22 protein-coding genes and 1 tRNA gene are annotated in these 24742 nt (G+C 67.7%); 15 read left to right on the forward strand and 8 right to left on the reverse strand.

Annotated features, from left to right (window positions below; all coding sequences use genetic code 11):
- Positions 1–211: 211 nt before the first annotated feature.
- The 5 genes from FPP74_RS04820 to FPP74_RS04840 are packed head-to-tail and all read left to right on the forward strand — an operon-like array spanning position 212 to position 3031.
- Positions 212–1015: a type II CAAX prenyl endopeptidase Rce1 family protein gene (locus FPP74_RS04820; protein ID WP_186439384.1), complete on the forward strand. Its 804-nt coding sequence runs from the start codon at positions 212–214 to the stop codon at positions 1013–1015.
- Between the two features lie 47 nt (positions 1016–1062).
- Positions 1063–1512 (forward strand): VOC family protein, encoded by a 450-nt coding sequence (locus FPP74_RS04825; RefSeq protein ID WP_095278913.1) that lies wholly within the window; start codon positions 1063–1065, stop codon positions 1510–1512.
- A gap of 11 nt (positions 1513–1523) precedes the next feature.
- Positions 1524–2012, forward strand: a complete 489-nt coding sequence (locus FPP74_RS04830; RefSeq protein ID WP_144717292.1) for a GNAT family N-acetyltransferase — start codon at positions 1524–1526, stop codon at positions 2010–2012.
- A 32-nt stretch (positions 2013–2044) separates the two neighbouring features.
- Entirely contained in the window at positions 2045–2509 is a 465-nt protein-coding gene (locus tag FPP74_RS04835; RefSeq protein WP_095278912.1) for a hypothetical protein, read from the forward strand.
- Between the two features lie 21 nt (positions 2510–2530).
- On the forward strand, positions 2531–3031 hold the full coding sequence (locus FPP74_RS04840) for a 2'-5' RNA ligase (protein WP_144717278.1): 501 nt from the start codon (positions 2531–2533) through the stop codon (positions 3029–3031).
- Here the strand turns inward: FPP74_RS04840 and FPP74_RS04845 are convergent.
- From FPP74_RS04845 to FPP74_RS04865, 5 genes are all read right to left on the reverse strand, one after another.
- Positions 2964–4052 (reverse strand): FUSC family protein, encoded by a 1089-nt coding sequence (locus FPP74_RS04845; RefSeq protein WP_144717279.1) that lies wholly within the window; start codon positions 4050–4052, stop codon positions 2964–2966. The genes FPP74_RS04840 and FPP74_RS04845 overlap by 68 nt on opposite strands.
- A 72-nt stretch (positions 4053–4124) precedes the next feature.
- Positions 4125–4877, reverse strand: a complete 753-nt coding sequence (locus FPP74_RS04850) for a spermidine synthase (protein ID WP_233126898.1) — start codon at positions 4875–4877, stop codon at positions 4125–4127.
- 26 nt (positions 4878–4903) lie between these two features.
- Positions 4904–6886, reverse strand: coding sequence for a bifunctional UDP-sugar hydrolase/5'-nucleotidase (locus tag FPP74_RS04855; protein ID WP_095553165.1), 1983 nt, complete (start codon positions 6884–6886; stop codon positions 4904–4906).
- 139 nt (positions 6887–7025) lie between these two features.
- Complete coding sequence (locus FPP74_RS04860; RefSeq protein ID WP_095553164.1) at positions 7026–8126, reverse strand: hypothetical protein; 1101 nt, start codon at positions 8124–8126, stop codon at positions 7026–7028.
- Positions 8127–8177: 51 nt separating this feature from the next.
- Positions 8178–8708 (reverse strand): DUF1707 domain-containing protein, encoded by a 531-nt coding sequence (locus FPP74_RS04865; protein ID WP_233126897.1) that lies wholly within the window; start codon positions 8706–8708, stop codon positions 8178–8180.
- A 91-nt stretch (positions 8709–8799) separates the two neighbouring features.
- Here FPP74_RS04865 and FPP74_RS04870 point away from each other — a divergent pair, with 91 nt between their 5' ends.
- Positions 8800–9162, forward strand: a complete 363-nt coding sequence (locus FPP74_RS04870) for a hypothetical protein (RefSeq protein ID WP_143340114.1) — start codon at positions 8800–8802, stop codon at positions 9160–9162.
- Between the two features lie 94 nt (positions 9163–9256).
- Here FPP74_RS04870 and FPP74_RS04875 read toward each other — a convergent pair whose 3' ends face one another.
- The gene (locus FPP74_RS04875; RefSeq protein ID WP_255456071.1) at positions 9257–10699 is read right to left on the reverse strand and encodes a DHA2 family efflux MFS transporter permease subunit; all 1443 of its coding nucleotides are present in this window, start codon (positions 10697–10699) and stop codon (positions 9257–9259) included.
- A gap of 41 nt (positions 10700–10740) precedes the next feature.
- Here FPP74_RS04875 and FPP74_RS04880 point away from each other — a divergent pair, with 41 nt between their 5' ends.
- From FPP74_RS04880 to FPP74_RS04890, 3 genes are read left to right on the forward strand one after another with little or no spacing between them, the layout of a single operon-like run.
- On the forward strand, positions 10741–11478 hold the full coding sequence (locus FPP74_RS04880; protein ID WP_144717280.1) for a DUF429 domain-containing protein: 738 nt from the start codon (positions 10741–10743) through the stop codon (positions 11476–11478).
- A 34-nt stretch (positions 11479–11512) separates the two neighbouring features.
- Positions 11513–12274 (forward strand): MerR family transcriptional regulator, encoded by a 762-nt coding sequence (locus tag FPP74_RS04885; RefSeq protein ID WP_095545684.1) that lies wholly within the window; start codon positions 11513–11515, stop codon positions 12272–12274.
- A gap of 25 nt (positions 12275–12299) precedes the next feature.
- The gene (locus FPP74_RS04890) at positions 12300–13325 is read left to right on the forward strand and encodes a Dyp-type peroxidase (protein ID WP_144717281.1); all 1026 of its coding nucleotides are present in this window, start codon (positions 12300–12302) and stop codon (positions 13323–13325) included.
- 24 nt (positions 13326–13349) lie between these two features.
- Here FPP74_RS04890 and FPP74_RS04895 read toward each other — a convergent pair whose 3' ends face one another.
- Positions 13350–14819, reverse strand: a complete 1470-nt coding sequence (locus FPP74_RS04895; protein WP_239215666.1) for a DUF4185 domain-containing protein — start codon at positions 14817–14819, stop codon at positions 13350–13352.
- 168 nt (positions 14820–14987) lie between these two features.
- Between FPP74_RS04895 and fdnG the strand changes: the two genes are divergently transcribed.
- The 3 genes from fdnG to nrfD are packed head-to-tail and all read left to right on the forward strand — an operon-like array spanning position 14988 to position 20372.
- Entirely contained in the window at positions 14988–18257 is a 3270-nt protein-coding gene (fdnG, locus tag FPP74_RS04905; RefSeq protein ID WP_255456072.1) for a formate dehydrogenase-N subunit alpha, read from the forward strand.
- Between the two features lie 6 nt (positions 18258–18263).
- Entirely contained in the window at positions 18264–19280 is a 1017-nt protein-coding gene (locus tag FPP74_RS04910; protein ID WP_186439385.1) for a 4Fe-4S dicluster domain-containing protein, read from the forward strand.
- Complete coding sequence (nrfD, locus tag FPP74_RS04915) at positions 19281–20372, forward strand: NrfD/PsrC family molybdoenzyme membrane anchor subunit (protein WP_095535139.1); 1092 nt, start codon at positions 19281–19283, stop codon at positions 20370–20372. It begins immediately after the preceding gene.
- On the opposite strand, the gene selD is transcribed toward nrfD, so the two are convergent.
- Positions 20373–21365, reverse strand: coding sequence for a selenide, water dikinase SelD (gene selD, locus FPP74_RS04920; RefSeq protein WP_144717283.1), 993 nt, complete (start codon positions 21363–21365; stop codon positions 20373–20375).
- A 24-nt stretch (positions 21366–21389) separates the two neighbouring features.
- Between selD and FPP74_RS04925 the strand changes: the two genes are divergently transcribed.
- From FPP74_RS04925 to selB, 3 genes are all read left to right on the forward strand, one after another.
- A tRNA-Sec gene (locus tag FPP74_RS04925) sits at positions 21390–21484 on the forward strand.
- Between the two features lie 23 nt (positions 21485–21507).
- On the forward strand, positions 21508–22803 hold the full coding sequence (gene selA, locus FPP74_RS04930; RefSeq protein ID WP_144717284.1) for an L-seryl-tRNA(Sec) selenium transferase: 1296 nt from the start codon (positions 21508–21510) through the stop codon (positions 22801–22803).
- Positions 22800–24578 (forward strand): selenocysteine-specific translation elongation factor, encoded by a 1779-nt coding sequence (selB, locus tag FPP74_RS04935; RefSeq protein ID WP_255456073.1) that lies wholly within the window; start codon positions 22800–22802, stop codon positions 24576–24578. The genes selA and selB overlap by 4 nt, the downstream gene beginning before the upstream one ends.
- Positions 24579–24742 lie beyond the last annotated feature (164 nt).

A 24742-nucleotide genomic window follows, 5' to 3' on the forward strand; every position in this document is an offset into this window, starting at 1 on the left:
TTCTTGCTTTAGGTAAGGCTCGCCTTTGCAAGCACTCCTTCTAAAGTAAGGCAAACCTTTCTTTGGGTCAACCCCCTGGTTTTCATTGTGCAATCCAATCCTTCTCACCGGCCTGAGCGGTGCCCAACGGACGACCGACGATCCACGGATGTAGCGTTGTGCCGGCTGTATGAAACCCGAAAGAATAGGAGAGGAAACTCAAGTGGATCGCGTGCGTGATTTCGCGTTCGGCGCAAGACAGCAACCGAACTACTCCTGGTGGAAACCGTTGGCCGAAATGCTCACCGTGATCGTCATGGTGATCGCGATGACAGTGGTCGTCGGGCTCTCGCTCGAGGCGGCGGGGCTCGACACGTCATCTCCGGACGTCGACGGCTGGTTTACCTACGCCACCGTGATCGTCGAGATTATTGCGGTGCTCGTGGCAGTCACACTGGTGGGGCGCCGCTCCGCGGCTTCGGTGCTGTGGAGTGGGAAAGCGCTGCGGCCGCTCGCGCTCGTCGCGGCATATCTGTTGGCGTTTGCCGTCATAGCCGTCACGCTGGGACTGATCAGCGTCTACGCGTTCGGCTCGTCGTGGGACAAGGCGTTCGCAGGCTTTTCCAGTACGTTCCCGCTCGAGCTCGTGGCGATTCTGCTTGCCGCGCTTGCCGAGGAAATGCTGTTCCGCGGGCTTGTCTTCCAGGCCTTTACCGCGTGGACGCGGCACCCGCTCGTCGGCGCGATCGCCGCTGCGCTCCTGTTCGTTGCCGTGCACCCCGCAGCTTGGAGCGAACCCCTCGCGTTCGCACACTTCTTCCTCGATGGCCTGCTCTACGCCTGGCTCGCCTGGTATTTCAACGGCATCGGCATCGCTGTCGCAGCACACGCGGCGTGGAATACTGCGGCAAGCCTGCAGGACTACGGGGTGCCGTTGTCGCTGGGCGGGACCGCAACGCAGTTCGTCGCGGCGGCGCTCGCGGTGGTCGTGCTCACCGCTGCGTTCCGTCGAGCACGGCGCCCCCTGCGCCCGTAACCTCCTCCGCCGGGCAACACCGGCGCTGTGCGTCTACGCTTGGCCGCATGGCAATTCACACATGCACCTATATCGCATTCCCCGGCAACGCTCGCGCGATGCTTGAGTTTTACCACTCCGTCTTTGGTGGCGAGCTCCGCATCCTCACCTACGGCGAGCAGCTGGACAACGGCGTGCAGTTCCCGTTCGAACCGCCCCGTGACAAGGTCGCGCACGCGTTGCTGCGCGGCCCGTTCACCATCTCCGGCGGCGACGACCTCGAGCACGACCGCGAGCAACTCAGCGCCAGCGAGTACGGCTTCACCGTCGAAGCGGACTCGCCCGAGGAGGCAAAGAAGCTTTACGACGCCCTCGCTGCAGACGGCGGCGAGGCGCGCATGCCGTTCGCCCAGGCGCCGTGGGGCGAGCACTTCGGCATGGTGGTCGACCGTTTTAACGTCGCGTGGAACGTCACCGCCCCGGGCGGCGACAACGGCGCCAACGCTGCGCAGGCGTAGCACGGTTGCGATTGGGCAGCGGGGCGCGGGTTGCCGTCGCGGGGGTTGACCGGGCGGGGAGCGTCGCAAAGCTCCTGCGCGACTTCAACGCGGAGTTTGCTACGCCGTGCCCGGGGCTGGACACGCTCACGCGGCGGTTCGCAGAGCTCATCGCTGGGGACCACGGGTACGTGGTGCTCGCGGAGTCGCCCGAGCCCGTCGGATTCGCCCTGCTGACGCTGCGCCCGAGCCCGTATTACGACGGCCCGATCGCAACGCTCGATGAGCTCTACGTGCGGCCTGGACTCCGGGGGAGGGGCATTGGCACCCGCCTCATGGACTGCGCGGAGGCTGAGGCGTGCGCACGACACGTGGGCGAGATGCAGATCAACGTGGACGCCGTTGATGCCGGTGCCCGTCAGTTCTACGAGCGGCGCGGATACACCAACATTGAGCCGGGCCAGGACGTGGCCATGCTGTGCTACATCCGGGAGTTTGGCTCGCCTGCCAGCACTGCGTAGCGATTCGCGGCCGTGCCGTACCCTTGGGCAGCATGGCCACGAAGTACAAATTTTCCCTTCCGAATAGCAACTGGGTCCAGGCGACCACGCCCGCGAACATGGACTTCCTCCTCGCCCGTGCGGCTGAGGCGGAGCAGTCCGTGTTCATGCCGCCGACCATCAGCGGGCTGACCGCGGCGCTGGCGGAGGACGCCGACATGCAGGCGGTCATGAAGGACAACCTCGCCCGGCTCGAGCAGGCGGGGCAGAATCCGCGCGTGGAGCAGGGGGAGGTTAGCCCCGACGGTAATGCGGGCCTGCAGCAGGTGACGCTGTCCGCCTCGGCGGAAGACGGCACGCGCGGCGAGGTCGCCCAGCTGCAGAACTACCTCATCTTGCGCGAGCAGGGCGGCGCGCAACGGTGGGTGGTCATGCTCGCGCTCACCGCGGACGTGGGCCGGATCCAGGAGCTCGCCCCGGAGTTTCAACAACTCCTCGATTCGGTCGAGTTTGTCTAACTCGGGAAACGACCGACTGGAATGTCCTCGCGCTCGCCGGAAAACATCCTGTTGCGCCTCCCCGACACGGAGGAAGAGCAGGTCCGCGGGATCTTTGACGCGCTGGAGCAGCGGGGATTCCCGCGCCAGCACCAGCGCCCCCATATCTCAGTGACGTTTGCACCACGGATGCGCCAGAGCGCGGTAGAAAGCGCGGCGGCGCTGCTGCCGCCACTGCTCCCCGCGAGACTGGATCGGGTGGGCACCGTCGTCTTTGGCACCAAGTCCAAGCAGACGGTCGCGTGGTTACTCGAGGCGCCGGAGGCGCTCGAGCGCGCCGCCCGACAGCTCAGCGCAGAGAACCCTAATGGGCGAGGGGAGCGGTGGGTACCGCACCTGACGCTGGGGCTGCGCCTACCAAAGGCAATGGTGCCCGGGTACATCGGAGCGCTCGCTGAGGTGACGGATCCGCACCTCAGGGCGTTGACTGCGGACCGGGCTGTGTACTACCGGCCGACTGTTGGCCAAGACCTGCAGCTTTAGGGAGCACCACGGTCGGGTACTTGCGTACGTAGCCGATCGCGATGATGACCAGCGCCGCGGCCGCGCCCAGGATCGTCTCAGCCGTGCGGGCAAGCAGCATCGGCGCGACGGGGGCAGCCTGCACCGTCTGGATCATCAGCAGCGCGGTTGGGGTGATGAAGCTGCCGGCGATGGTGTAGTTGCGGGTCACGTACATCTCAGTGAGGTACTGCAGCACAATGATCCACACCACGATCTGCCACCCCTGCATCGGGTGCGAGAGCAGGAAGCCCGCGACCAGGATGCCCGACAGCGTGCCCAGCACGCGCTCGATTGCGCGGAAGTACTGCACCTTGAACCGCGAGTTCACCAGCGGCGCGACCGCGGCCACCATCGCCCAGTAGAAGTGCGAGAGGGGGTCGATGAGCATCACCGAGAGCAGGCCGATCACGCCCGCGAGGAGCGGGGAGAAGAAGAAGCGGGCGGCCTCCACGCGCAGCCGCTTGCGGGGCACGGGGCCGGCGTCGGGGGCGCGCGACGGGCGCTCGGGGGCCTTCGCGTTGCCGCCGGGACCCTCGCCGATGTACTGGGAACACTGGCCGAGCACCAGGCAGAGCAGCGCCGAGCTGCCCGCGATGCCGAACGCCATGAGCGGGTGCACCGGGTCGCGCAGCGAGCCGACTGCGGCGACCGAGAAGATCACAAAGACGGAACCGGTCGGCTTCATGTCGGCGGCGAGGGCAATCGTCGCCCACACCGAGGACACCAGCGAACTGACCAGCAACAAGATCCAGGGGCTGAGGCCCACCCAGGCAATTGTTGCGCCGATCGTCACCGACAGGGTCAGCGCGCTCCCGGCCAGCAGATGGTGCTTGCGCCGCACCTGCGGGGTGGCGTGGCGGCCGTACACGCCGGTGAACGCGCCGAAGTTTGCGTAAATTGCCAGGTCAAGTCGTCCAAGCGCCAGCAGTGTAAACATCGGGATCGCCACGCCGAGCGCGGTGCGGAACGCGGGAATATGGTCGCGCTTCGCAGGCCCCATCTGAAACAGCGGGCTGAAATGGTGCAACGTTGGCCTCTTGTCGCTTCGCTTCGGGAACTCGCAACACTGTAATCAGTCGCGGAGTGGGGCGCACTCGTTGGCGTCGATAAGCAAGGCCCCGTCGAGCGCAATGCTGCTTGTCGACGCCCCCACGACCACATTCCCGTACCCCCGACCCTCGGAGCGAGCGGCGGTGTGGCCGAAGACGAGTTCCAGACCGGCGAGCTCGGCGCGGGTGCGCGGCAACCCCTCCGTGTCGCCGATATTGGCCAGGAACAGCCCGCCTGGGCGCAGGGCGCGCCGCGCGGCGGTGAAGAACTCGACGGTGGTCAGCGCGCGGGGCGTGTCCGGCCCCGCGAAGACGTCGCGGACGATCACGTCGACGGAGCCGGGCGCGAGCGCGTGCGTGAACGTCCGGGCTTCCGCAACCGCGAGCTGTACCGGCGGGTCGAACGCCCAGCGCACGAGGTCGGCGAGTGCGCTGTCCAGCTCGACGGCAATGTTGGTGGAATCCGGGTAGCGCTGTTGGAGATACGATGCGAACGTGCAGCCCGCGGCGCCGAGGTGCACGGCGGTGAACGGGCGTGGGAGGTTGCCGGCCGCCTCGTGCGCGCTGATGAGCTGGGTGAACCAGCGAATGTAGTCGTACTCCAGCACCTCGGGCGCGCCGGGGACCACGTAGGAAGACGGGACGTTGTTGACCTCGAGGGTGTAGCCACCGTCGCGGGACGGGTCCGCCACGATCGCGGCGGTGCCCGTGTCGATGGAATAGGTGCCGGTGATGTGCCGTTTCTCGGCGCGCGGCTTACCGCGGCCCATGTGCATCACCGGCAGTCATGAGCGGAGTGGCCTTAACGCTTGGCAATCGGTCCGAGCACCTGGTCGACCTGCTGTGGCAGAAGCAGCGCGATGAGGCTGCCCAGGCCGGCGAGGCCGGCGAGCGCAACCGGCAGGATCCAGGCGAAGTCGGCGGCGGAGCTGCCTGCGGGGGCCGGGGTGCCCGGCTCGTCGGCGTCCCGCGCCGGTGCGACCTCGACCGGGACGGTCGCGTCGGTGCCCGCGTCGGTGGTGACGTGCAGTTCCTGGGTACCGGACATGTCGGCCGGGACGTCGAGAGCCACGGTCGCCTTGCCCTTTTCGTTCATCCCCTCCGGGCCGTAGGCCGGGTCGATGTCTGCGGTTGCCGTCGCATCACCGAGCGACACGGTGACCTGCTTCGCGGTCTCGCCAAGTGTGTACTGCAGCGAGGAGAGGTTGATCGTCGCGGGCGTGCCCGCGGTCAGCGGGGCGTCCAGGTGCACGCCGACGTTGGACTGGCCGCCGCGCGGGGCCTTCGCCTTGCCTGCTCCGAGCGCCTCGACTAGGGCGTTGAGGTCCAAGTAGCCCAGGCTGGCGGGTGCGGTGCCGCGAGTGAACGCCTCAAAGTGGTCGCCGCCGCCCAGGATGAAGGTGGAGCCGGCGATGACGTACTTCTTCGCCGGGTCGATCGGCGCGCCATCGACGGTGACCGAGGTGATGCGCGAGCCCTGCGGCGCCTCCGGATCGTAGGTGTAGGTGACGTTGTCGGACACACCGAGCGCGGCGAACGGCATGGAGTCGCCGTCGCGCCACTGCTGCTCGAGCGCGTCGACGAAGTCCTTGCCGCTGATCTCCACGTAGGTGTTCTCGCCGCCGAACGGCTGGACCGCAAAGGCCTCGGCGTAGGTCACGTCGCCCTGCTCCAGGTCCGAGCGCACGCCGCCCGCGTTCATCACACCGATGTCGGGGGTGATGGCGGAGTTCTGGTCCACACCCCAGCGGGTGATCTCCGCGACGAAGTTGTTCAGTTGGGATTCCACGCCCACGGAGGAGCCGGATTCCTTGCCCTCCTTCGCGCCGCGGTAGAAATCCGTGCCCGCGTTGCCCACGATGCGCTCGCCCTCCGCGCCAGCTTTCTCCTCGGCCTGCTGCATGATGGCGTCGACCTCCGGTTCGGGGGTGTCGCAGGCGCGGATAGCGTCGGCGTCGAGAAGCTCTGCGTGCTTGACGGTCGCCTTCTTGGTCGCGCGATCGAAGGAAAGATCGACGTTGGCCAGGTGCTTGCCGTACTCGCCGGCCTGGATAACCACGGGACTGGTCTGACCAGGCTCGATGACCTGGTGGGTGTGGCCGAGGAACGCGAGGTCGACGTCTTTGCTGAAGTCGTCCGGCCCGAGGTTGCCCTCGTGCACGAGCGCGACGACAACGTCTGCCTCGCCGGAGTCCTTCAGCTTTTTCGCCAGCGCGTTGGTGGTCTCGACCGGGTTATCCCAGGTAATGCCCTTGATGTTGTCGGGGGAGACCAAGTTCGGCATGTCGTCGGTCACGGTACCCACGAAGGCGACCTTCACGCCGTCGAGCTCCTCGACCGTGTAGTCCTTGACGCCGTCGATGGTGTGGGCGTTCGCGCCCAGGTAGTCAAAGTCGGCCTGCTTGACCACGCGCTCCTCGACGTCCGATGCGCCGTGGTCAAACTCGTGGTTACCAATCGCGGAGACTTTTAGCCCCATGAGATTGAGCAGGTCCAGCGTCGGCTGGTCATCCAGCAGCATCGACTCGAAGGGAGAGGCGCCGATGTTGTCGCCCGCGGAGGTGAAGATGTGGGTCTTGCCTTCGGCGACCTTGTCCACGGAGCACTTCAGCGCCGCCGCGCCGGGCACCTTGTCGGTGGGCTTCCAATAACCGTGGAAGTCGGTGATGTTGGAGATGGTGAACTCTGCGGTGTCATCGGCAGCGAGCGCAGCGGGCGCCAGTGAGACGGCGAGCGCGGCGGCTGTGGTGGTGGCGAGGAGTTGGACGTTGCGGCGGAAGCGCACGGGTCGGGCCTTTCTGACGAACTGGTGGGAGCAGCACAAAACGCTGCCATAAAACTTAGAAAGCCTTGCTTTCCGCAGGGTGACATGCCGGTAAATTTCGGGTGACCGTTAGGGGCTTGGTGCTTATCGACGCTCGCGTCTACAACTCGGTGACGTCGTTGTAGTCATTCACCCACGCCGACCCCGGCAGGCTGGTGTCTGTGGTCCAGGACAGCATGCTCGGATCCGCGTCGATGCGGACGCGCTTGCCCACGTACGCTTCCCACTCCACGCCCCGCTCAAAGTCGTGCCCGTTGATCGACTCCCGTGCGCCCAGCGAAACGTATTTGTCCACCGTTCGGGTGTCGGTGCCTGAGCCGGCGAGCAACGCCGAGATCTCTCGCGGTGAATCGAACCAGAGCACGAAGTACTGGCTGTCCGGGTCCTCATTGTTCGGGTTTGCCTGGCCCCTGATTTCAGGAAGCTCTGCGGCGGTGATCATCCGCACCGTGCCGGTGAGGCCGCCATCGTCTTCCACTGGCGCGTCCTCTGCCTGGGCCGCGGCGGCCGGCGCTCCCTGCGCGAGTGCGGACGGGTCAGTGGTCGGCGTCCATTCGACTTCCCGGTACTTGTCCGGAATGGCATCGAGGCGAGCGACTTCCGGCTCGCCGCTCTTGGTCAGCGTCTCGCCGTCGACGGAGTAAAGCTGGAAGTTCGCTTCCGGTTGGGTGGAGTAGTGGTCCTCCTGGTAAAGGCCGTTTTGCGACGCGGACGCGTACACCGCAGCGCGGCTGCCGCCAGCGGAGCGCACCCCATCCAACAACACCGGGGACGAGGGGCGGGCCTTGCCCTCCTCATCCAGGTGAAAGACCAACACGGGCGCGAACTCGCGCGAGTCCTTCTTCAGCAGCAGCTCGGGCGTCCCGTCGCCGGTTGCTTCGATCAGGGCGTAGCTGTACTTACCCGTGGGCTCTACCAGCGCGTCGGTGTCAAATGCGTACTCGTCCGGGTGCGCGATGACGTTCTCGTACTCGCTCTTCCAATCGCCCTCGCCGGACTGCTGCGAAGAGCTGGGTTCCTTCGCCCACTCGGGGAAGTCCTCGGGATCGACCTCGGACCCGTCCGGGTTCACAAAGGTCGTGGACTTCACCACGACGGTTTCGCGCTCCCCGTCGCCGGAGCTGCAGGCGGTAAGGGAGACGGCGGTGAGCGCAGCAACGAGAAGCGCGCTCGTGGGGGCAGGAAGGCGTCGAAGGTTCACACGCCACAGTGTACAAGCAGCCTGTACACATGTTGGTGCGTTGAGGGGAGTCTACTTGCCCAGCTCCTTGCGGCGCTCGTAGGCGATGCGGAGTCGCTCCGCCCGCTCCGACTTATCCTTCTTCTCTATCTCTTCGAGCACGTCGTACTCTTCATCGGAGATTCCGGCGATGGTGTAAACCGCGAGTGCCGCAATGGCCGCGACCGGCCAGGCGACCCAGGCCAACGACACGTGGAAGGCGAACTGCAGCAGGAAAAACACGGCCGCACCGCAGCTGACGATGGCGCCTGCAGCAATATCGCAGTTGCGCTTCACCTTCAGCTTTCGCTCGAGCTCCGCCTCGCGCGCTGCGTTTACCGAGGGGGAATCGTCGCGCTGCTCGAGGATGCCGCCGCTGGAGGGGTGCGGGAGGTCGCTGAAAAGCGCAGCGAGCTCACCGCGAGTAGTTGCGGACGCGGCGCGGGCGGTGCGGGCGTCGAACTCGGCGACGTCGAGGTAGCCGTCGGCGAAGTGCTCGCCGAGGCGGTCGAGGGCGGAGGTACGCTCTGGGTCGCCGATACGCATCTCGGGACTCTCGGCCACGGGGACATCCTTTCGTTCGGGGACTGCTTCCGACACCCTAACTTAAAGCTGGATACGTCACTGTAAGGCAGCCTCCCTAGAGGCCGAGTTTGTGCTGGCGATCGTATGTGATGCGGAGTCTCTCGGCCTTTTCAGCGTGTTCGAGGTCTACCAGCTGCTGCAATTCTTTGTTGATTGCATCTTTCTCTCGGGTTGGGCCAGCGAATGCAACAACCGCAATGCACGCGAGGCCGATGATTGGCCACGACAGCCAGGCGAAACTTTTGCCGAACCCGAAATTGAGCAGGGAAAACAATGCGGTACCGAGGCCGAATGTAAGGCGAAGGGCAGAGTATGGATGCTCAACCGGGACAGGGCGCAGGATCGCTCGCGGTCGCCAACGCGAATGCTGGGATGTTCGGTCATGGTGTTTCCTTCCGTTGCGGTGCGGTGTGCATCTCGGGGTGGAGACTAGCGGGAGGGGTGAACATCAGGACCGACATTCCAACAATGATTCGTACGAGCGTGCGAACGTGGGGTGGTTGGATGTGGCAGCAGCCGGAGGGCGCCTAGTCGTTCCAGCTCTTCGTTCGTGCGAAGAAGCAGGCCATCACGGCACCCAGCAGCGAGACTGCGGCCGGGAGGAGCAGCGAGTGTGACATGGCGAGTGCGAACGGGGAGTGGAGCGCCGCCGGCATCCCGCTGCTGGCACCGGCGCCGCCGACGGTCGCCTCGCCCGCGCCGGGGCCGAGCTGGGCGTTGAGCTGCGCGTCCATGAGCGCGGCGATCGCGGCGGAGCCAATGACGGCGCCCACCTGGCGCAGCGTGTTGTACACGCTGGAGCCGGCGCCGGCGAGCGCGGGCTCGAGGTTGCGCGTGGCAATCATGGACAGCGGTCCCCACACCATCGAGTTCGCCACGCCGTTGAGCACGGAGATGGCGAGCAGCCAGTACGGGCTGATCGTGGGGTCGGCGATCCAGGCGGTCATCGCCACCGAAAGGCCCAACATGGTCAGGCCCGCGATGGCGAATGGCTTGGGCTGGTGGGTATTGGTGAGCTTGCCAATCCAGGGCGACAGTACACCCGAGACCAGCCCCGCGGGCACGAGAAGGAGCGCGGCGCAGGTGGGGGAGAAGCCTTGGACGGACTGGATGTAGATCATCCACGGGATCATGTACGTGGACACGGTAAAGCCCACCGTGGCGATCGTGACCGCGGAGAGCGAGAAGTTGCGGTCCGCAAAGAGGGCGAGCGGCACAAGCGCGTCGCGACGAGTGCGCGACTGCCACGCAACGAACGTACCGAGCAGGACCAGGCCGCCGGCGATGAGACCGAGCGCGCGCCAGTCCCAGTTGAAGCGCTCGCCCTCCTGGATACCCAGGATGAGGCAGAACATGCCCGCTGCGCTCAGCACCACGCCGAGCCAGTCGAGGCTGCGGGAGGTGAGCTCGAGGCGCGGGACGTAGATCCACGCGAGCACCAGGCCGATCACGCCGATGGGGACGTTGACAAAGAAGATCCAGGGCCAGCCGGAAGCGTCGACAAGCAGCCCGCCCAACAGCGGGCCGACGATGGTGGCGACACCCGCGGTCGCGCCCCAGACACCCATGGCGCTGCCGCGCTCGCGGGGGCTGAAGGTACGGATCATCACCGCCATCGTCTGCGGGGTGACCATTGCGCCGCCGAGGCCTTGGAAGACGCGGGCGACGATGAGCGCCTCGATCGTGCCGGCCAGCCCGCATGCCAGCGAGGACAACGTGAAGAGTGCGAGGCCGGAGATGTAGAGGGCGCGGGGGCCGAAGCGGTCGCCAAGCCTGCCGGTGATCAGCAGCGGTACCGCGTATGCGAGCAGGTACGCGCTGTTGACCCAGATCACCGAGCTGTAGCTCGCGCCGAGCCCGGCGGTGATCGCGGGGATCGCTACGGAAACGATGGTCGAATCGACCAGGATCATGAAAAAGCCCAGCATCATGGACCACAACGCGGGCCAGGGGGATCGTTGTTGCGTCACCTCGGACACTCTACCCCGCAGCGCGCAATATGCTTTCTCGCATGAACCGCACCTTCTCCGGCATTGATCTCGCCGCCGACCCGGCCAAGACCGGCACCGCAACCATCCAGGAAACGCCCGCCGGGCTCACGCTTATCGACGCCACCGCCTCCGCCACCGACGCCATCCTCATCGAACTCGTAACCGGCGCCGAGCTCACCGGCGTGGACGTGCCCGTCGGATGGCCGCGCGCGTTTCGGGAGTTCGTGAGTGCGCACGCGGACCAGCGCATGGCTGCCCCGGCGACCTACGGCCCGGACGAGCGCCGCCGCTTGGTCAACCGCTTCACCGACCTGGAGGTGCGTCGCAACGCCGGGGTGACCCCGCTGCCGGTGGCCGCCGAGCGCATCGCGCACCCGGCGCTGCGCTGGGCCGGCGTGGAGTCGCGGTTGCGCGCGGCGGGCGCCAACGTGGACCGCGCCGGGCGCGGCCGGGTCGCCGAGGTCTATCCGGCGGCTGCGCTGAAGCAGTGGGGGCTGCGCCACCGCGGGTACAAGGGAGCGGACGCCGCGGGGCGCGGTGCCCGCGAGGAGATCGCGGCGGGACTCACCGAGCGCTTCGAGCTGGATTGGGCTGGGCGGGAGGCGGGTGTCACCGATAATGCGGACTGCCTCGACGCGGTCATTGCCGCGCTCGTCGCGCGAGAGGTGCGTGCCGGACGATGCATAGCACCGCCGTCTGACCAGGCGGAACTCGTCGCGGAAGAGGGCTGGGTCTGGGTGCCGCGCCCGTCCGCTTGACCTTGTCCCTACGGCAACCTGTTCACTGATCACCATGACCGCAACCACCATCGGAGAGGCCGCCGAGATCCTCGGCGTCACGCCGAAAGCTCTGCGCCACTGGGAGGCGCTCGGACTCATACAGCCGGAGCGCACCAGCACCGGCTACCGCCTATACCACGCATCCGACCTCGAGCGGGGCGCCGCGATTGCCCTCTACCAGGGAATCGGGGTCCCACTCGCACAGGTCGCAGCGCTTCTCGACGCCTCCCCGTCCCACCTCGCACGCGCCCTTAGCGCCCACCGCGAGGCCCTGGTGCACCAGCGCGACTCCCTCGAGGCGCAGCTGGACGCGGTCGAGACATTGATCCGCAAACACAAGAAAGGAACGCTCAGCATGTCTGACATGAAGCACTATTTCGGCGAGGAGTTCGCCGCCCACCAGGAGGAGGCGCAGCAGCGCTGGGGCGACACCGCGGAGTGGCAGCAGTCCCAGGACGCGCTGGCCCGCATGGATGCATCGAAGGCGGAACAGCTCAAGCGCGAGCAGGAGGAGCTGGCCGCCGAGCTGGTCGCCGCCCGTGACGCAGGCGTCGAACCTGGTTCGGAGGAGGCAGAACGCATTGTGGCGAAACACCGCGACTCGATCGCGCAGTGGTACGAGGTCACCCCGGCGCGCCAGCTGATCCTCGCCCGCATGTACGTCGGCGACGAGCGCTTCCACAAGCCATTCGACGGAGCCCAGGACTACCTCCTCGAGCTCATCACCACGCACGCCGAGGCCGCGGGCGTGGACCTGGACGCTCCGCAGTGGTAGGCACCCACCGCGTAGGGTAGGGGCCATGAACGAAAAGTACTCAGCAGACGTTTCGCAAACTGTCATCCTTCCCCAGTCCAAGGACGCGATCTTCCTCACCGTCACGCTCAACGAGGGCACCGAGAAGCAGGCGCTCGAGGTCATCACCGGCCTGAAGGGCCTGGTCAACGGCGTTGGGTTCCGCTGGCCCGAGGCACAGCTGAGCGCCGTGGTGGGCATCGGCGCGAACCTGTGGGACCGCCTGTTCACCACCCCGAAGCCGGAGGGCCTGCACCCCTTCCGCGAGCTGCAGGGGGCGAAGCACCACGCGCCGTCCACCCCCGGCGACCTTTTCTTCCACATTCGCGCCGACGAGTACGACGTCGCGTTCGAGCTCGCCCGGCGTATCAACGCGCAGTTGGAGGGCGCGGTGGCCGAGTACGACGAGGTCCACGCGTTCCAGTACCAGGACTTCCGTGACCCGCTCGGTTTTGTCGACGGCACCGAGTCCCCGCGCGGGCAGGCCGGCGTGGAAACCGCGCTGATCAAGGACGGCGACTGGGCCGGCGGTTCCTACATTGTGGCGCAGAAGTACATCCACAACCTCAAGGCGTGGAACGACCTGCCGGTAGAGGAGCAGGAGAAGGTCATCGGTCGCACCAAGCACTCGGACGTGGAGATGGGCGAAGATGTCAAGCCCGCCAACTCCCACGTGGCGCTGAACTCCGTGAAGGACGAAAAGGGCGAGTCGCTAGAGATCGTGCGCAACAACCTGAGCTTCGGCGACGCCATGGGCAACCAGGGCACCTACTTCATGAGCTACGCCAAGGACGTGCGCATCACCGAGCTCATGCTGCGCCGCATGTTCATCGGCGAGCCGGAAGGCAACTACGACCGCATCCTGGACTTCTCCGAGGTGCTCACCGGCGTGAACTTCTTCGCCCCCTCCGCGAAGTTCCTGGAGGAGGCTGCCAGCCACGCCAAGCAGGAGTTCCTCCCGGAGGAGGAGACCCCGGCCGCGCCCCAGCCCGCCACCACGGCCTCTCAGGGCAAGGTCATCTACGGCGAGTAAACCGGGGCGCGTCGCCCGGCGCAGCTAGATGTGCAGGAACTCGCGCAGCTGCGGCGGGAGCGCCCCGCGCCAGTACGGGAAGGACATCGCGGCGAGCGCGGCGATGCCGGCAAGCACGCCGACGATGGTGACGATGCGCTCCGTCTCTTCATCCATGTTGGCGCTCAGGGACGCGCCACCGCCGCCACCATTACCGCGGCCAGTCGGCTCGTCCTTTGCCGGGACTACCTCGCGCAGCGGCGGCAGCTTGCTCGAGTCGATGCCGTAGAACGTGTCCAGCCCGCGCACGTTGAACTGCGTGGACATGTAGCGCTTGTTGGTGTTGGTATTCCACTGCGAGACGACGACGTCCAAGTTGTCGATGGTGGAGCCCGGAACGATGTAGCCGCCGTAGGGCTGCGACCAGTTGGTGGGGGACTGCTTGTCGCTCCAGCTTCCCGCCTTGGCAATGGTGGAGACCGGCACGTCGTTCCAGTCGCGCTCCAGCGTGTCCGAGATGCGCACCTCGATCGCGTCGGTCGCGTCATTGAACATCACCAGCACCCAGTACCCCTGGATGTAGCGCAGGTTCATCTCACCGGCCTGGACGTTCTTGGACAGGATCGGGGCGGCCTCATCGGTCCAGTTGTCCGTGTCCGGGTCGTAGAGCTCCCACTTCGTGCGATCGTCGATGTCCTCGAGCTTGAAGCGGGACAGGTAGACCGGGTCGGCGCGCTTGAAGGAGGAGGAGACGGCGTAGATGTAGCCGTCGTCGCCCTCCTCCCAGCTGATCAGGTCGCCCATGCCGCCCATGTAACTGTTGCCGGTGTAGCCGATCGACGTCCACTCGCGGCCGCGGGACGTGGACTTCCAGATCTGGGTGTTGCTCACGTTGCCGATGCCGTTGTTCCACATCGCCTGCATGTACAGCGTGCCGTCGATATTGATGATGTCCGACGGGATGAGCGTGAGGTTGCCCTCCTGGTAGTAGCTGATCAGCTTTTCCACCTTGCTACCGCTGTTCATCGGCCGCTGAACAGTAACGAAGCCGTCGCTGTCGGTTTCGGCGATGACGCCGGTGGGGCTCATCCAGGTGCCCTTGCCAAACGCCTTGCCGGTGAAGGAATCGCCGAAGACCATCGCGTACTCGCGGTCATCCAGCGGCGCCATCACGCCGAGGTCGGTCGCGCCCATCCCGATACCCTCCGTCCAGGGGCCGAGGATGTCGCCCTTGACCTGGACAGTTGTGCCGTTTGGCATCGCCACCGGGCGGGAGGCTTTTACGGCCGCCTGGCCGGCAAAGTTCTCGACGTGCAGTTCCGCCGCGGATTCAGGGTCGGAGCTGATCGCATCGCTCGTCTCCTCTGCATTGTCCAGGGTATCCAGGAAGTCAGCCGGGCCTTCAAGCTGAATCTTCTGCGCCTGGGCTGCCTGCGGGGCGGCGACTGAGGAGAGGGCGATGGAACTTGCGACGGCGGCGCACAGCAGTGCGCGGCGGCGGGAAGAGGAGTGCATGCTGTCTCTGTTCAAACTTGGGGGTGAGTAAGGGCACTTATAAGAAGCACAATGAATGTATCAAAGCAGCTGCGATTGCGTAGGGGCATTGTGAAACGGGGGTACCACGTGTCTGTGTATCGGGTGTGAAACTCGTCGAAGGCGCGGAACTTGGCTAGTCTGAAGGGCATGTCTCGTTTCAGCCCCTTGAACTGGCCGGTGGTGCGCCAGGTGCGGGACGGTGACCTTTTCGCTCGTGGAGCGAATACGGAATCGTCGAAAAGCAAAGACCTGAAGGGCCGCATTGAAGATGCGGACCGGGTGGTCAAGAGCGTGTGCCCGTACTGCGCCGTCGGCTGTGGTCAGCGCGTGTACGTCAAGGATGAGAAAGTCATCCAGATCGAGGGCGACCCGGATTCGCCGCACTCCCGCGGGCGTCTCTGCCCCAAGGGTGCTGCCTCCGAGCAGCTGGTGAACGCGCCGGGGCGCCTCACCGAGATTCTCTACCGCGCCCCCGGTGCCACGGAATGGCAGACGCTGGACCGCGACACCGCGCTGGACATGGTCACCGACCGCTTTATGGAGGCGCGCAAGAACGGGTGGCAGGATTTTGACGAGGAAGGGCGGCCGCTGCGCCGCACCATGGGCATCGCCGGGCTCGGCGGCGCGGCCATGGATAACGAGGAAAACTACCTGATCAAAAAGCTCTGGACCGCCTCTGGCGCGGTGCAGATTGAGAACCAGGCCCGCATATGACACTCGTCCACGGTTCCCAGTTTGGGATCCTCGTTTGGACGCGGCGGCGCAACCCAGCCGCTGCAGGACATGGCCAATGCGGACTGCATTGTGATCCAAGGCTCGAACATGGCCGAGGCACACCCGGTCGGGTTCCAGTGGGTCATTGAGGCGAAGGCGCGCGGCGCCAGGATCATTCACGTTGATCCGCGGTTTACGCGGACGTCGGCAATCGCTCACAAGCACGTGCCCATCCGCGGCGGCTCGGACGTCGTGCTGCTCGGCGCGGTGATCAACTACGTGCTGCAGAACGACCTGTTCTTCCGCGACTACGTCACCGCGTTCACGAACGCCTCGACGCTGATCAGCGAGGAATTCCAGGACACCGAGGACCTCGACGGGCTGTTCTCCGGGTACGACCCGGAGACCGGTGCCTACGACAACGCGACGTGGCAGCCGCAGAAGGCGTGGGATGCGAAGGTGTCGTGGGACAATAAGACGGACCCGACGCTGGAGGACCCCAACACGGTCTTCCAGATTCTCAAGCGCCACTACTCGCGCTACACGCCCGAGGTGGTGGAGCAGGCCTGCGGTATCTCGCAGGAGGACTTCTTCTACCTGGCGGACTCCATCGTGGAAAACTCCGGGCGCGAGCGCACCACCTGCTTCGCGTACGCACTCGGCTGGACCCAGCACACCATGGGCGCGCAGTTCATCCGCACCTGCGCGATCCTGCAGCTGCTCATGGGCAACGTGGGCCGCCCCGGATCCGGCATCATGGCGCTGCGCGGGCACGCCTCCATCCAGGGTTCCACGGACGTGCCCACGCTGTTCCACCTACTGCCCGGCTACCTGCCCATGCCGCAGTCCACGGTGCAGACGTGGGACCAGTACCTCGACGCCGTGTCCAAGCGCGACCAGAAGGGCTTCTGGCAGCAAGGCGAGAACTACGCGGTCTCGCTGATGAAGGCCTACTGGGGCGATGCCGCCACCGAGGACAACAACTGGGGCATGGACCTCATGCCGCGCTTGACGGGCGCGCACTCCACCTACCACACCCTGCAGCTCATGGACCAGGGGCTTATCGACGGCTACTTCGTCTTCGGCCAGAACCCCGCCGTTGCGCAGTCGAACGGGCGGATGCAGCGACTGGCCATGTCCAAGCTCAAGTGGATGGTCGTGCGCGACTTCCAGGAGATTGAGACCGCGACGTTTTGGAAGGACTCGCCCGAGATCAAGTCCGGCGAGCTGGTCACCGAGGAGGTCGACACGGAGGTGTTCCTCTTCCCGGCGGCAAACCACGTGGAGAAGGCGGGCACGTTTACCCAGACCCAGCGCCTCCTGCAGTGGCGCTTCAAGGCCAAGGACGCGCCGGGGGATGCGGACAGTGACCTGCAGTTCTTCTACGAGCTGGGGCAACGCATCAAGGAGCGCGTGAAGGACTCGACGGACCCGCGCGACATCCCGCTGCAGCTGATCACGTGGGACTACGAGACGGATGCCGAGGGCGAGATCGATCCCGAGTCCGTGCTGCGCGAGATCAACGGCTACTACATCGACGGCCCGCGCAAGGGCCAGATGGTGGACAAATTCGCAGACCTCAAGGCGGACGGCTCGACGGCGTCCGGCTGCTGGATCTACTGCGGCGTGTTCGCCGGCGACGTGAACCGTTCGGCGAAGAAGCGCCCCGGCCAGGAGCAGGACGAGATGGCCCTGGACTGGGGCTGGGCGTGGCCGATGAACCGCCGCGTGCTGTACAACCGCGCCTCGGCGGACGAGGACGGTAAGCCCTGGTCCGAGCGCAAGCGCCTCGCCTGGTGGAACGAAGACGAGGAGCGGTGGGTCTCCAAGGACATCGTGGACTTCCCCGTGGATCGCGCCCCCGGTTACAAGCCGGAGCGCGACGCCGTGGGGCCCGCCGCTATCGCGGGCAACGACGCCTTCATCATGCAAGACGACGGCCGCGCGTGGCTCTTCGCGCCCACCGGCATGGTGGACGGCCCGATGCCCACGCACTACGAGCCGCAGGAGTCGCCGTTCCCCAACGTGCTCTACGGCCAGCAGCAGTCGCCGTCGCGCATCGTGATGCGCGGGGAGCACAACCTGTCGGCGCCGAACTACGGCGAGCCGGGCACGGACGTCTACCCGTACATGCTCAACACCTACCGGTTGACCGAGATGTACACCTCCGGCGCGATGACGCGCACGCTGCCGTTTTTGGCGGAGCTGCAGCCGGAGCTGTTCTGCGAGGTCTCGCCGGAGCTGGCGGAGCGCGTCGGGCTGAGCAACGGCGAGTGGGCGACGATCATCTCGCCGCGTAACGCCATCGAGGCGCGCGTCCTGGTCACCGACCGCATCAAGACGCTCACCGTCGGCGACCGCGCGTTTGAGCAGATCGGCATGCCGTTCCACTACGGCCGCGGCAACTACGCTGAGGTGGCTGGCGACGGGCCGAACGACCTGCTGGGCATCATGCTGGACCCGAACGTGAACATCCAGGCCTCCAAGGTCTCGGCCGTGGACATCCGCCCCGGCCGCCGGCCCCGCGGTGCCGCGCGCGTCGAGTTGGTGCGCGAGTACCAGCAGCGCGCCGGCCTGGACGAGAACACGGGCACAGTGCTTCACGACGCCACGTCGCAGGCCGCCGTCCGCCAGGGACAAGGCGACGCCTCGGCAGCCAAGGACGACCCCACGAAGGACAACATGTCGAACCAGGAAGGGTAAGGCGAAGTGCAGACGAAGAACCGGATCACGGAATCGCCCTCCCACGTGGGCTACGACGGTGAGCAGCGCAAGGCGTTTTTCACCGACACCTCAATCTGCATCGGCTGCAAGGCCTGCGAGGTGGCCTGCAAGGAGTGGAACCGCAACCCGCAGGACGGCGACTACGCCATGTCGGGCATGTCGTACGACAACACCGGCTCCCTCGGGGCGAACACGTGGCGCCACGTGGCGTTCATCGAACAGAGCGAGGAGCAGATTGCCAACGCCCGCGAGGAAGGCAAGAAGCTGGTCACGCTTGGGATGCCAGGCATGCCGGGTGCATCGGGGGAGGGTGACGGTGGCGTCGATAAGCATGAGCCCCAGCTGCCAGACACCCCGGACTTCCGCTGGCTGATGTCCTCGGACGTGTGCAAGCACTGCACCAACGCGGGCTGCCTGGATGTGTGCCCGACGGGCGCGCTGTTTCGCACCGAGCACGGCACCGTGGTGGTGCAGGACGACGTGTGCAACGGCTGCGGAACGTGCGTGGCCGGCTGCCCGTTCGGAGTGATCGAACGGCGCGCCGACGGCGGAGTGCAAAAGCGCAACGAGCGTGCGAAGGTAGGAGACGACTTCACCGTCGGCGAGGTCGCGCCAATCAAGAACGTCGGCGTGGCGCAGAAGTGCACGATGTGCTTCGACCGCCAGCAGGTCGGCGAGGGCCCGGCGTGCGCGAAGACGTGCCCGACCAACTCCATCCAGTACGGCACCTACACCGAGATGCTCGCCGCCGCGAAGGCCCGCGTGGCCGAGCTCCACGCACAGGGCATGACCGAGGCGCGACTCTACGGTGCGAACAGCTACGATGGCGTCGGCGGCACCGGCTCGATCTTCCTGCTTCTCGACGCCCCCGAGGTCTACGGCCTGCCGCCGGACCCCGAGGTGCCCACCGCAAACCTGCCCGAGATGGCCAAGCGGGCCGTCGTCGCGGCCGCGGGGCTCGTCGGCGCCGCCGCGGCGGCATTCGTGATCGGAGGAAAGTAGATGGCAGAGTTCGACTCCTTCCGCCCACCGGAGCCGCCGCGCGGACCGAAGCGACGGGGCGGCTCGACCCGCTACGGCGGCAAGAAGCGGCGGCGCGGCGAGGAGCTCATGGTGCCGCGCGCGGACTTTGAGCAGTACGACTCCTACTACGGGCGGCCGATTGTGAAATTCCCGCCGTGGGAATGGCCGATCGGCGTCTACCTATTCCTGGGCGGCATGGCGGGCGGGTCCTCGCTGCTGGCCGTGGGTGCCGGCGCGACCGGCAACAGAGAGCTGCAGCGCAACACGCGCCTGACCGCGGCGGTTGCCGCGGCGGTGGGGTCCGGCTGCCTGGTCATCGACCTCGGGCGCCCCGAGCGCCTGCTCAACATGTTCCGCGTGTTCAAGCTGTCCTCGCCGATGTCGGTGGGGTCCTGGATCCTCGGGGCCTTTTCCGGCGGCGCGATGGTCGCCGCGGCGGCGGAGGCGGACGCGCTCACCGGCGAGCGGGCCCCGCTACCTGGGCCGACACGGAAGCTTCTGCACGCGCTGGCCACCCCAGCCGGCGTTGCCTCCGGGCTGATGGGCGCGCCGCTGGCTGTCTACACCGCGGTGCTGCTTGGCAATACGTCCGTGCCCATGTGGCAGGACGCGCACAAGGAGCTGCCCAACCTGTTCGTCTCCTCGGCGGCGTGCGCGTCCGCGGGTGCTGCGTTGGTGACGACTTCCACCGCGAACAACGGCCCGGCCCGCGCGCTGGCCGGGGTTGGTGCGGTGGCGGACGTGGTGGCGTCGTCAGTGCTCACCCGCAGGCTGACCGAGCCGTTGGAAGAGACGGTGGAGCACGGCAAGGCGGGGAAGTTCCTCAAGGCCGCGGAAGCGTTGGTCATCGCCGGCGGGCTCGGGGCGGTGTTCGGCGGGAAGCGCCGCGCGGTCGCAGCGGCGAGCGGTGTCGCGCTGGCGGCGGCGTCGTGCCTGACCCGTTTCGGCATCATCGCCGCGGGCAAGCGCTCCACCGAGGACCCGAAATACGTGGTGGAGCCGCAGCGCGCCAGGTTGCGCGCCCGGCAGGAGGCCGGCCAGGTCGGTGACTCCATCACCACCGCGTCCTAGCTAGCGCACGCGCACGCGCCCGGTGCCCTCGGTGGTTTCGCCGATGATGGGGTAGCCGGGCACCTCGCCGATAACCAGGAGGCCGCCGGAGGTCTGCGCGTCGGCGAGCAGGAGCAATTCCTCTTCGTTGATGCCGTCGGCATCTACGTGCGGGCGCACCCAGTCCAGGTTGCGCTGCGAACCGCCCGGGATGAAGCCTTGCGCGAGGGTGTCGCGTGCGCCGTCGATAAGCGGCACCTTCGTGTGGTCGATGACCGCGTCGATACCGGAAGCGCGTGCCATCTTGTACAGGTGGCCGAGTAGGCCAAAGCCGGTGACGTCGGTAGCGGCGCGCACACCGGCGTCGACGGCGGCGCGGGAGGCGTCGCGGTTGAGCGTGGTCATGACCTCGACCGCCTCGTCGAACCACTCGCCGGTGGCCTTGTGGCGGTTGTTCAGCAGGCCCGAGCCGATCGGCTTGGTCAGCGTGATGGGCAGGCCGGGGGCGGCGGCGTCGTTGCGCATGAGGCGCGCGGGGTCGATGGTGCCGGTGGCGGACATGCCGTAGATTGGCTCGGGCGCGGAGATGGAGTGCCCGCCGGTGACGGAGATGCCGGCCGCGCTTGCGCCGTCGAGCCCGCCGTGGAGGACCTCGCGGATGAGCTCCTGCGGGAGGACGTCGCGCGGCCAGCCGAGCAGGTTGATGGCGGTGATGGGGGTGCCGCCCATGGCGTAGACGTCGGAAAGCGCGTTGACCGCGGCGATCTTTCCCCAGGTGTACGCGTCGTCCACGACGGGGGTGAAGAAGTCGGCGGTGGAAATGACGGCGAGGTCGTCGCGCACGCGGATCGCGGAGGCGTCGTCTCCGTCGTCCAGGCCGACGATCACGCTGGGGTCGTGCACGCCGACGAGGCCCTTGACGGCGTCTTCCAGCTCGCCGGGCGGGATCTTGCAGGCGCAGCCGCCGCCGGCGGCGAATTGGGTGAGGCGAATCTTGGGGTTCGTGGTGCTCATGTGGCCTATGGTAGCGTTTTGCGCGGAGGCGTACGTGTCCTGGTGGGCGCCCCAGTCTTCAAAACTGGTGAGGTCGAGCAGCTCGACCTGGCAGGTTCGATTCCTGTCCGTCTCCGCCACGCTTTTCGAGGAGGACACGAGCTTGACCGACCCGCGCCGCCACATCCCCCGCACCGACGCGCTGCTGGCGTTGGCGCAGGACACGCCGCTCGCCGCGCACGCGCTCAAGTCCCTCGCGCGCACAACGCAAGACGCTTGTCGACGCCACCTTATCCCACCCCACGCCGCCGAGGCCTACTTCCTCGCCCTGGTTGGCAAGGGCGTCGCCTCCATGACGCCGGTGCTCAACGCGACGGGCGTGGTGGTGCACACCAACGTGGGGCGCGCGGCACTCGCGCCGGAGGCCGTCGACGCCCTCGTCGACGCCGCGGGCTACGTGGACGTGGAGATGGACCTCGCGACCGGCCGCAGGTCGCGCAACCGCGGGGCGGGCGCGCGCGACGCGCTGCTCGCGGCGTGCCCGGCGGCGGAGGATGCGCTGGTGGTCAACAACGGCGCGGGCGCGCTCCTGCTAGCTAACGCGGCGCTGGCGGAGCACGGCCGCGTGCTCATCTCGCGGGGCGAGCTCATCGAGATCGGGGCGGGGTTCCGCCTGCCGGAGCTCATCGAGTCGGCCCGCGTCGAGCTCGTCGAGGTGGGCGCAACGAATCGGACGCACCCGCACGACTACGAGCGCGCCGCATCGGGCGCGAGCGCCATCCTGAAGGTGCACCCGTCCAACTACCGAGTCCACGGCTTCACCGCCGAGGCGGGCGTGGCCCAGCTGCGCGGCATCGCCGACGCGCACGAGCTTTCCCTCATCGTGGACACGGGCTCCGGGCTGCTGCGCCCGGACCCGGCGCTTCCCGACGAGCCCGACGCCACCACCGCGCTGCGCGACGGCGCCGACATCGTCCTCTTCTCCGGCGACAAGCTGCTAGGCGGGCCGCAGGCGGGCGTGATCCTGGGGCGCAAGGACGCCGTCGAGCGGTTGCGGCGGCACCCGCTGGCGCGCGCGGTGCGGTTGGACAAGCTGCGCCTCGCCGCGCTCGAAGCGACCGTCCGGCTGCGACAGACGCCCACCTCAGCGGCGCTGCACGCCGACCCCGACAAGCTGCGCACCCGCGCCGACGCGCTCGCCGCGGCGCTGCAGGAGCGCGGCACGGAGGCGTGCGTCGTGCCGCACGACGGCCGCGTCGGCGGCGGGGGAGCGCCCGGCGTGCCGCTCGCCGGCTGGGCGGTGGCGGTTGACCAGTCGCTCGCCGAGCCACTCCGCCTCCAGCGCCCCGCTGTCCTCGGCCGCGTCCACGACGGCGCGCTGCTGCTCGACCTGCGCTGCATCCCACCCGCGCGGGACGCCGAGCTCGCCCGCGCCGTCGCCGAAGCGGGGCAGCCATGACGCCCCCGACGTACGTCATGGCAACCGCGGGCCACGTCGACCATGGCAAGTCCACCCTGGTCAAGGTGCTCACCGGGATGGAGCCGGACCGCTGGGAAGAGGAGAAGCAGCGCGGACTCACCATCGACCTCGGCTTCGTCTGGGCGCGCCTGCCGCAGGGAGCCGGCGACCCCGTCGACGTGGCCTTCGTCGACGTGCCCGGCCACGAGCGCTTCATTGCCAACATGCTCGCCGGCGTCGGCCCCGCGCCCGCCGTCCTCTTCGTCGTCGCGGCCGACGAGGGGTGGATGGCGCAGTCCACCGACCACGCCGCCGCCATCGACGCGTTCGGCATCACCGACGCAGTCATCGCAATGACCAGGGCCGATCGCGCCGACCGCGCGCGCCGCGACGAGGTGCGCGCCGAGATCGCGCGCCACGTCGCCGGCACCACGCTGGAGGGCGCGCCGGTCGTCGAGGTCTCCGCGCACACGGGCGAGGGGATGGTGGAGTTGGGGCGCGTGTGCGTCGATAAGCTGCGAAATGCGCCGCGCCCCGACCCGGACGCGCGCGTGCGACTGTGGGTCGACCGCGCATTCACCATCAAGGGGGCGGGCACCGTGGTCACCGGCACCCTCACAGCGGGCACGATCCGCCCCGGCGACACGCTGCGGCTCGGCGCGCGGGACGTGCAGGTGCGCGGCATCCAGTCCGAGGACACGCCGATCGGCGCGGCTGCCCCCGCGATACGCGTCGCGCTCAACCTGCGCGGGGTCAGCGCCGAGGAACTCGGCCGCGGCGACGCGCTGTGCACCCCGGGCGCGTGGGAGCAGACCTCGCTTATCGACGCCCACATCACCACCGGCCAACCAGCCACCAACCTCCCGCACGAACTGGTCGCGCACGTCGGCACCGCGCAGGTCCAGGCGAAAGTGCGGCCGTTCGGCGCCGACTACGTGCGGCTGGTGCTCGACCGGCCGCTGCCCCTGACGCTCGGCGACGCGCTCGTGCTCCGCGGCCCCGGTGCACAGCACATCCTGGCGGGCGTGCGCGTGGTCGATGCGGACCCGCCGGAGCTGCGGCGCCGCGGCGACGGCAGGCGCCGCTCCGAGCAGCTGCCTGCGCTGCCGTCGTTGGATGCGGAGATCGCGCGGCGCGTGGCGGTCACGCCCGCGCACCTGGCTCGGCTCGGCTTTGACGTGCCGGCGGCGCCGCCGGCGGGCGCGGTGGCGTTCGCCGGGTACTGGGTCCGCGCGAGCCAGGTGATGGAGTGGAAGCGCGAGCTGGCGGCGGCGGTGGCGGAGCACGAGCGCGACAACCCGCTCTCCGCGGGCCTCTCGGCCGGCGCGGCGTCCGACCTGCTTGGGCTGCCCGACCCGAAGCTGCTCGCGCTGGCGGCCGCGGCGGCCAAGCTCACGCTCGCCGGCGGGGTGGTGGCCAGCGGCGCGCAGCGGGACCTGGGGCCAGGCGTGGCCCGCCTGGAGGAGCACCTGCGCGCCCAGCCGTTCCGCGCGCCGGAGGCGGCGGACCTCGCGCGCTGGAACGTGGGCGAGAAGGAGTTGGCGGCGGCGGAGCGCGCGGGCCGCATCGTGCGCCTCGGCGACGGCGTCGTGCTGCTCGCCTCGGCCCCCGCCCGCGCCGCGGAGCTGTTGCGCGACCTCGACTCGCCCTTCACCGCCTCGCAGGCGCGCCGCGTGTGGGACACGACCCGCCGCGTGGCGATTCCGCTGCTCGAGCTTCTCGACGCCCACGGCATCACCCGCCGCCTCGACGGCAACCTCCGCGCGCTGCGTTGAAAATCCCGAAACCTTATTAGACGTTGAAACCACCCCGCCGGTTCCCTGCTCGGCCGAAAGTGGAATCCTTCTCACAAACCATTGAACCCGCAGGTCAAGCAGGTTTATGCTGTGTGGCATGACGCTTCTCGACGATCTGATCACCCTCGACAGCCGCGGCATCG

The sequence above is a fragment of the Corynebacterium sp. NML180780 genome, assembly GCF_007786415.1.
Lineage (GTDB): Bacteria > Actinomycetota > Actinomycetes > Mycobacteriales > Mycobacteriaceae > Corynebacterium > Corynebacterium gottingense.

What these genes read in the sequence shown, in the direction of transcription:
- FPP74_RS04825 (WP_095278913.1), top strand. Translation starts at nt 1,063, where the DNA reads ATGGCAATTCACACATGCACCTATATCGCATTCCCCGGCAACGCTCGC.
- FPP74_RS04835 (WP_095278912.1), top strand. Translation starts at nt 2,045, where the DNA reads ATGGCCACGAAGTACAAATTTTCCCTTCCGAATAGCAACTGGGTCCAG.
- FPP74_RS04840 (WP_144717278.1), top strand. Translation starts at nt 2,531, where the DNA reads ATGTCCTCGCGCTCGCCGGAAAACATCCTGTTGCGCCTCCCCGACACG.
- FPP74_RS04845 (WP_144717279.1), bottom strand. Translation starts at nt 4,052, where the DNA reads ATGGGGCCTGCGAAGCGCGACCATATTCCCGCGTTCCGCACCGCGCTC.
- FPP74_RS04850 (WP_233126898.1), bottom strand. Translation starts at nt 4,877, where the DNA reads ATGCACATGGGCCGCGGTAAGCCGCGCGCCGAGAAACGGCACATCACC.
- FPP74_RS04880 (WP_144717280.1), top strand. Translation starts at nt 10,741, where the DNA reads ATGAACCGCACCTTCTCCGGCATTGATCTCGCCGCCGACCCGGCCAAG.
- FPP74_RS04885 (WP_095545684.1), top strand. Translation starts at nt 11,513, where the DNA reads ATGACCGCAACCACCATCGGAGAGGCCGCCGAGATCCTCGGCGTCACG.
- FPP74_RS04890 (WP_144717281.1), top strand. Translation starts at nt 12,300, where the DNA reads ATGAACGAAAAGTACTCAGCAGACGTTTCGCAAACTGTCATCCTTCCC.
- FPP74_RS04895 (WP_239215666.1), bottom strand. Translation starts at nt 14,819, where the DNA reads ATGCACTCCTCTTCCCGCCGCCGCGCACTGCTGTGCGCCGCCGTCGCA.
- nrfD (WP_095535139.1), top strand. Translation starts at nt 19,281, where the DNA reads ATGGCAGAGTTCGACTCCTTCCGCCCACCGGAGCCGCCGCGCGGACCG.
- selD (WP_144717283.1), bottom strand. Translation starts at nt 21,365, where the DNA reads ATGAGCACCACGAACCCCAAGATTCGCCTCACCCAATTCGCCGCCGGC.
- selB (WP_255456073.1), top strand. Translation starts at nt 22,800, where the DNA reads ATGACGCCCCCGACGTACGTCATGGCAACCGCGGGCCACGTCGACCAT.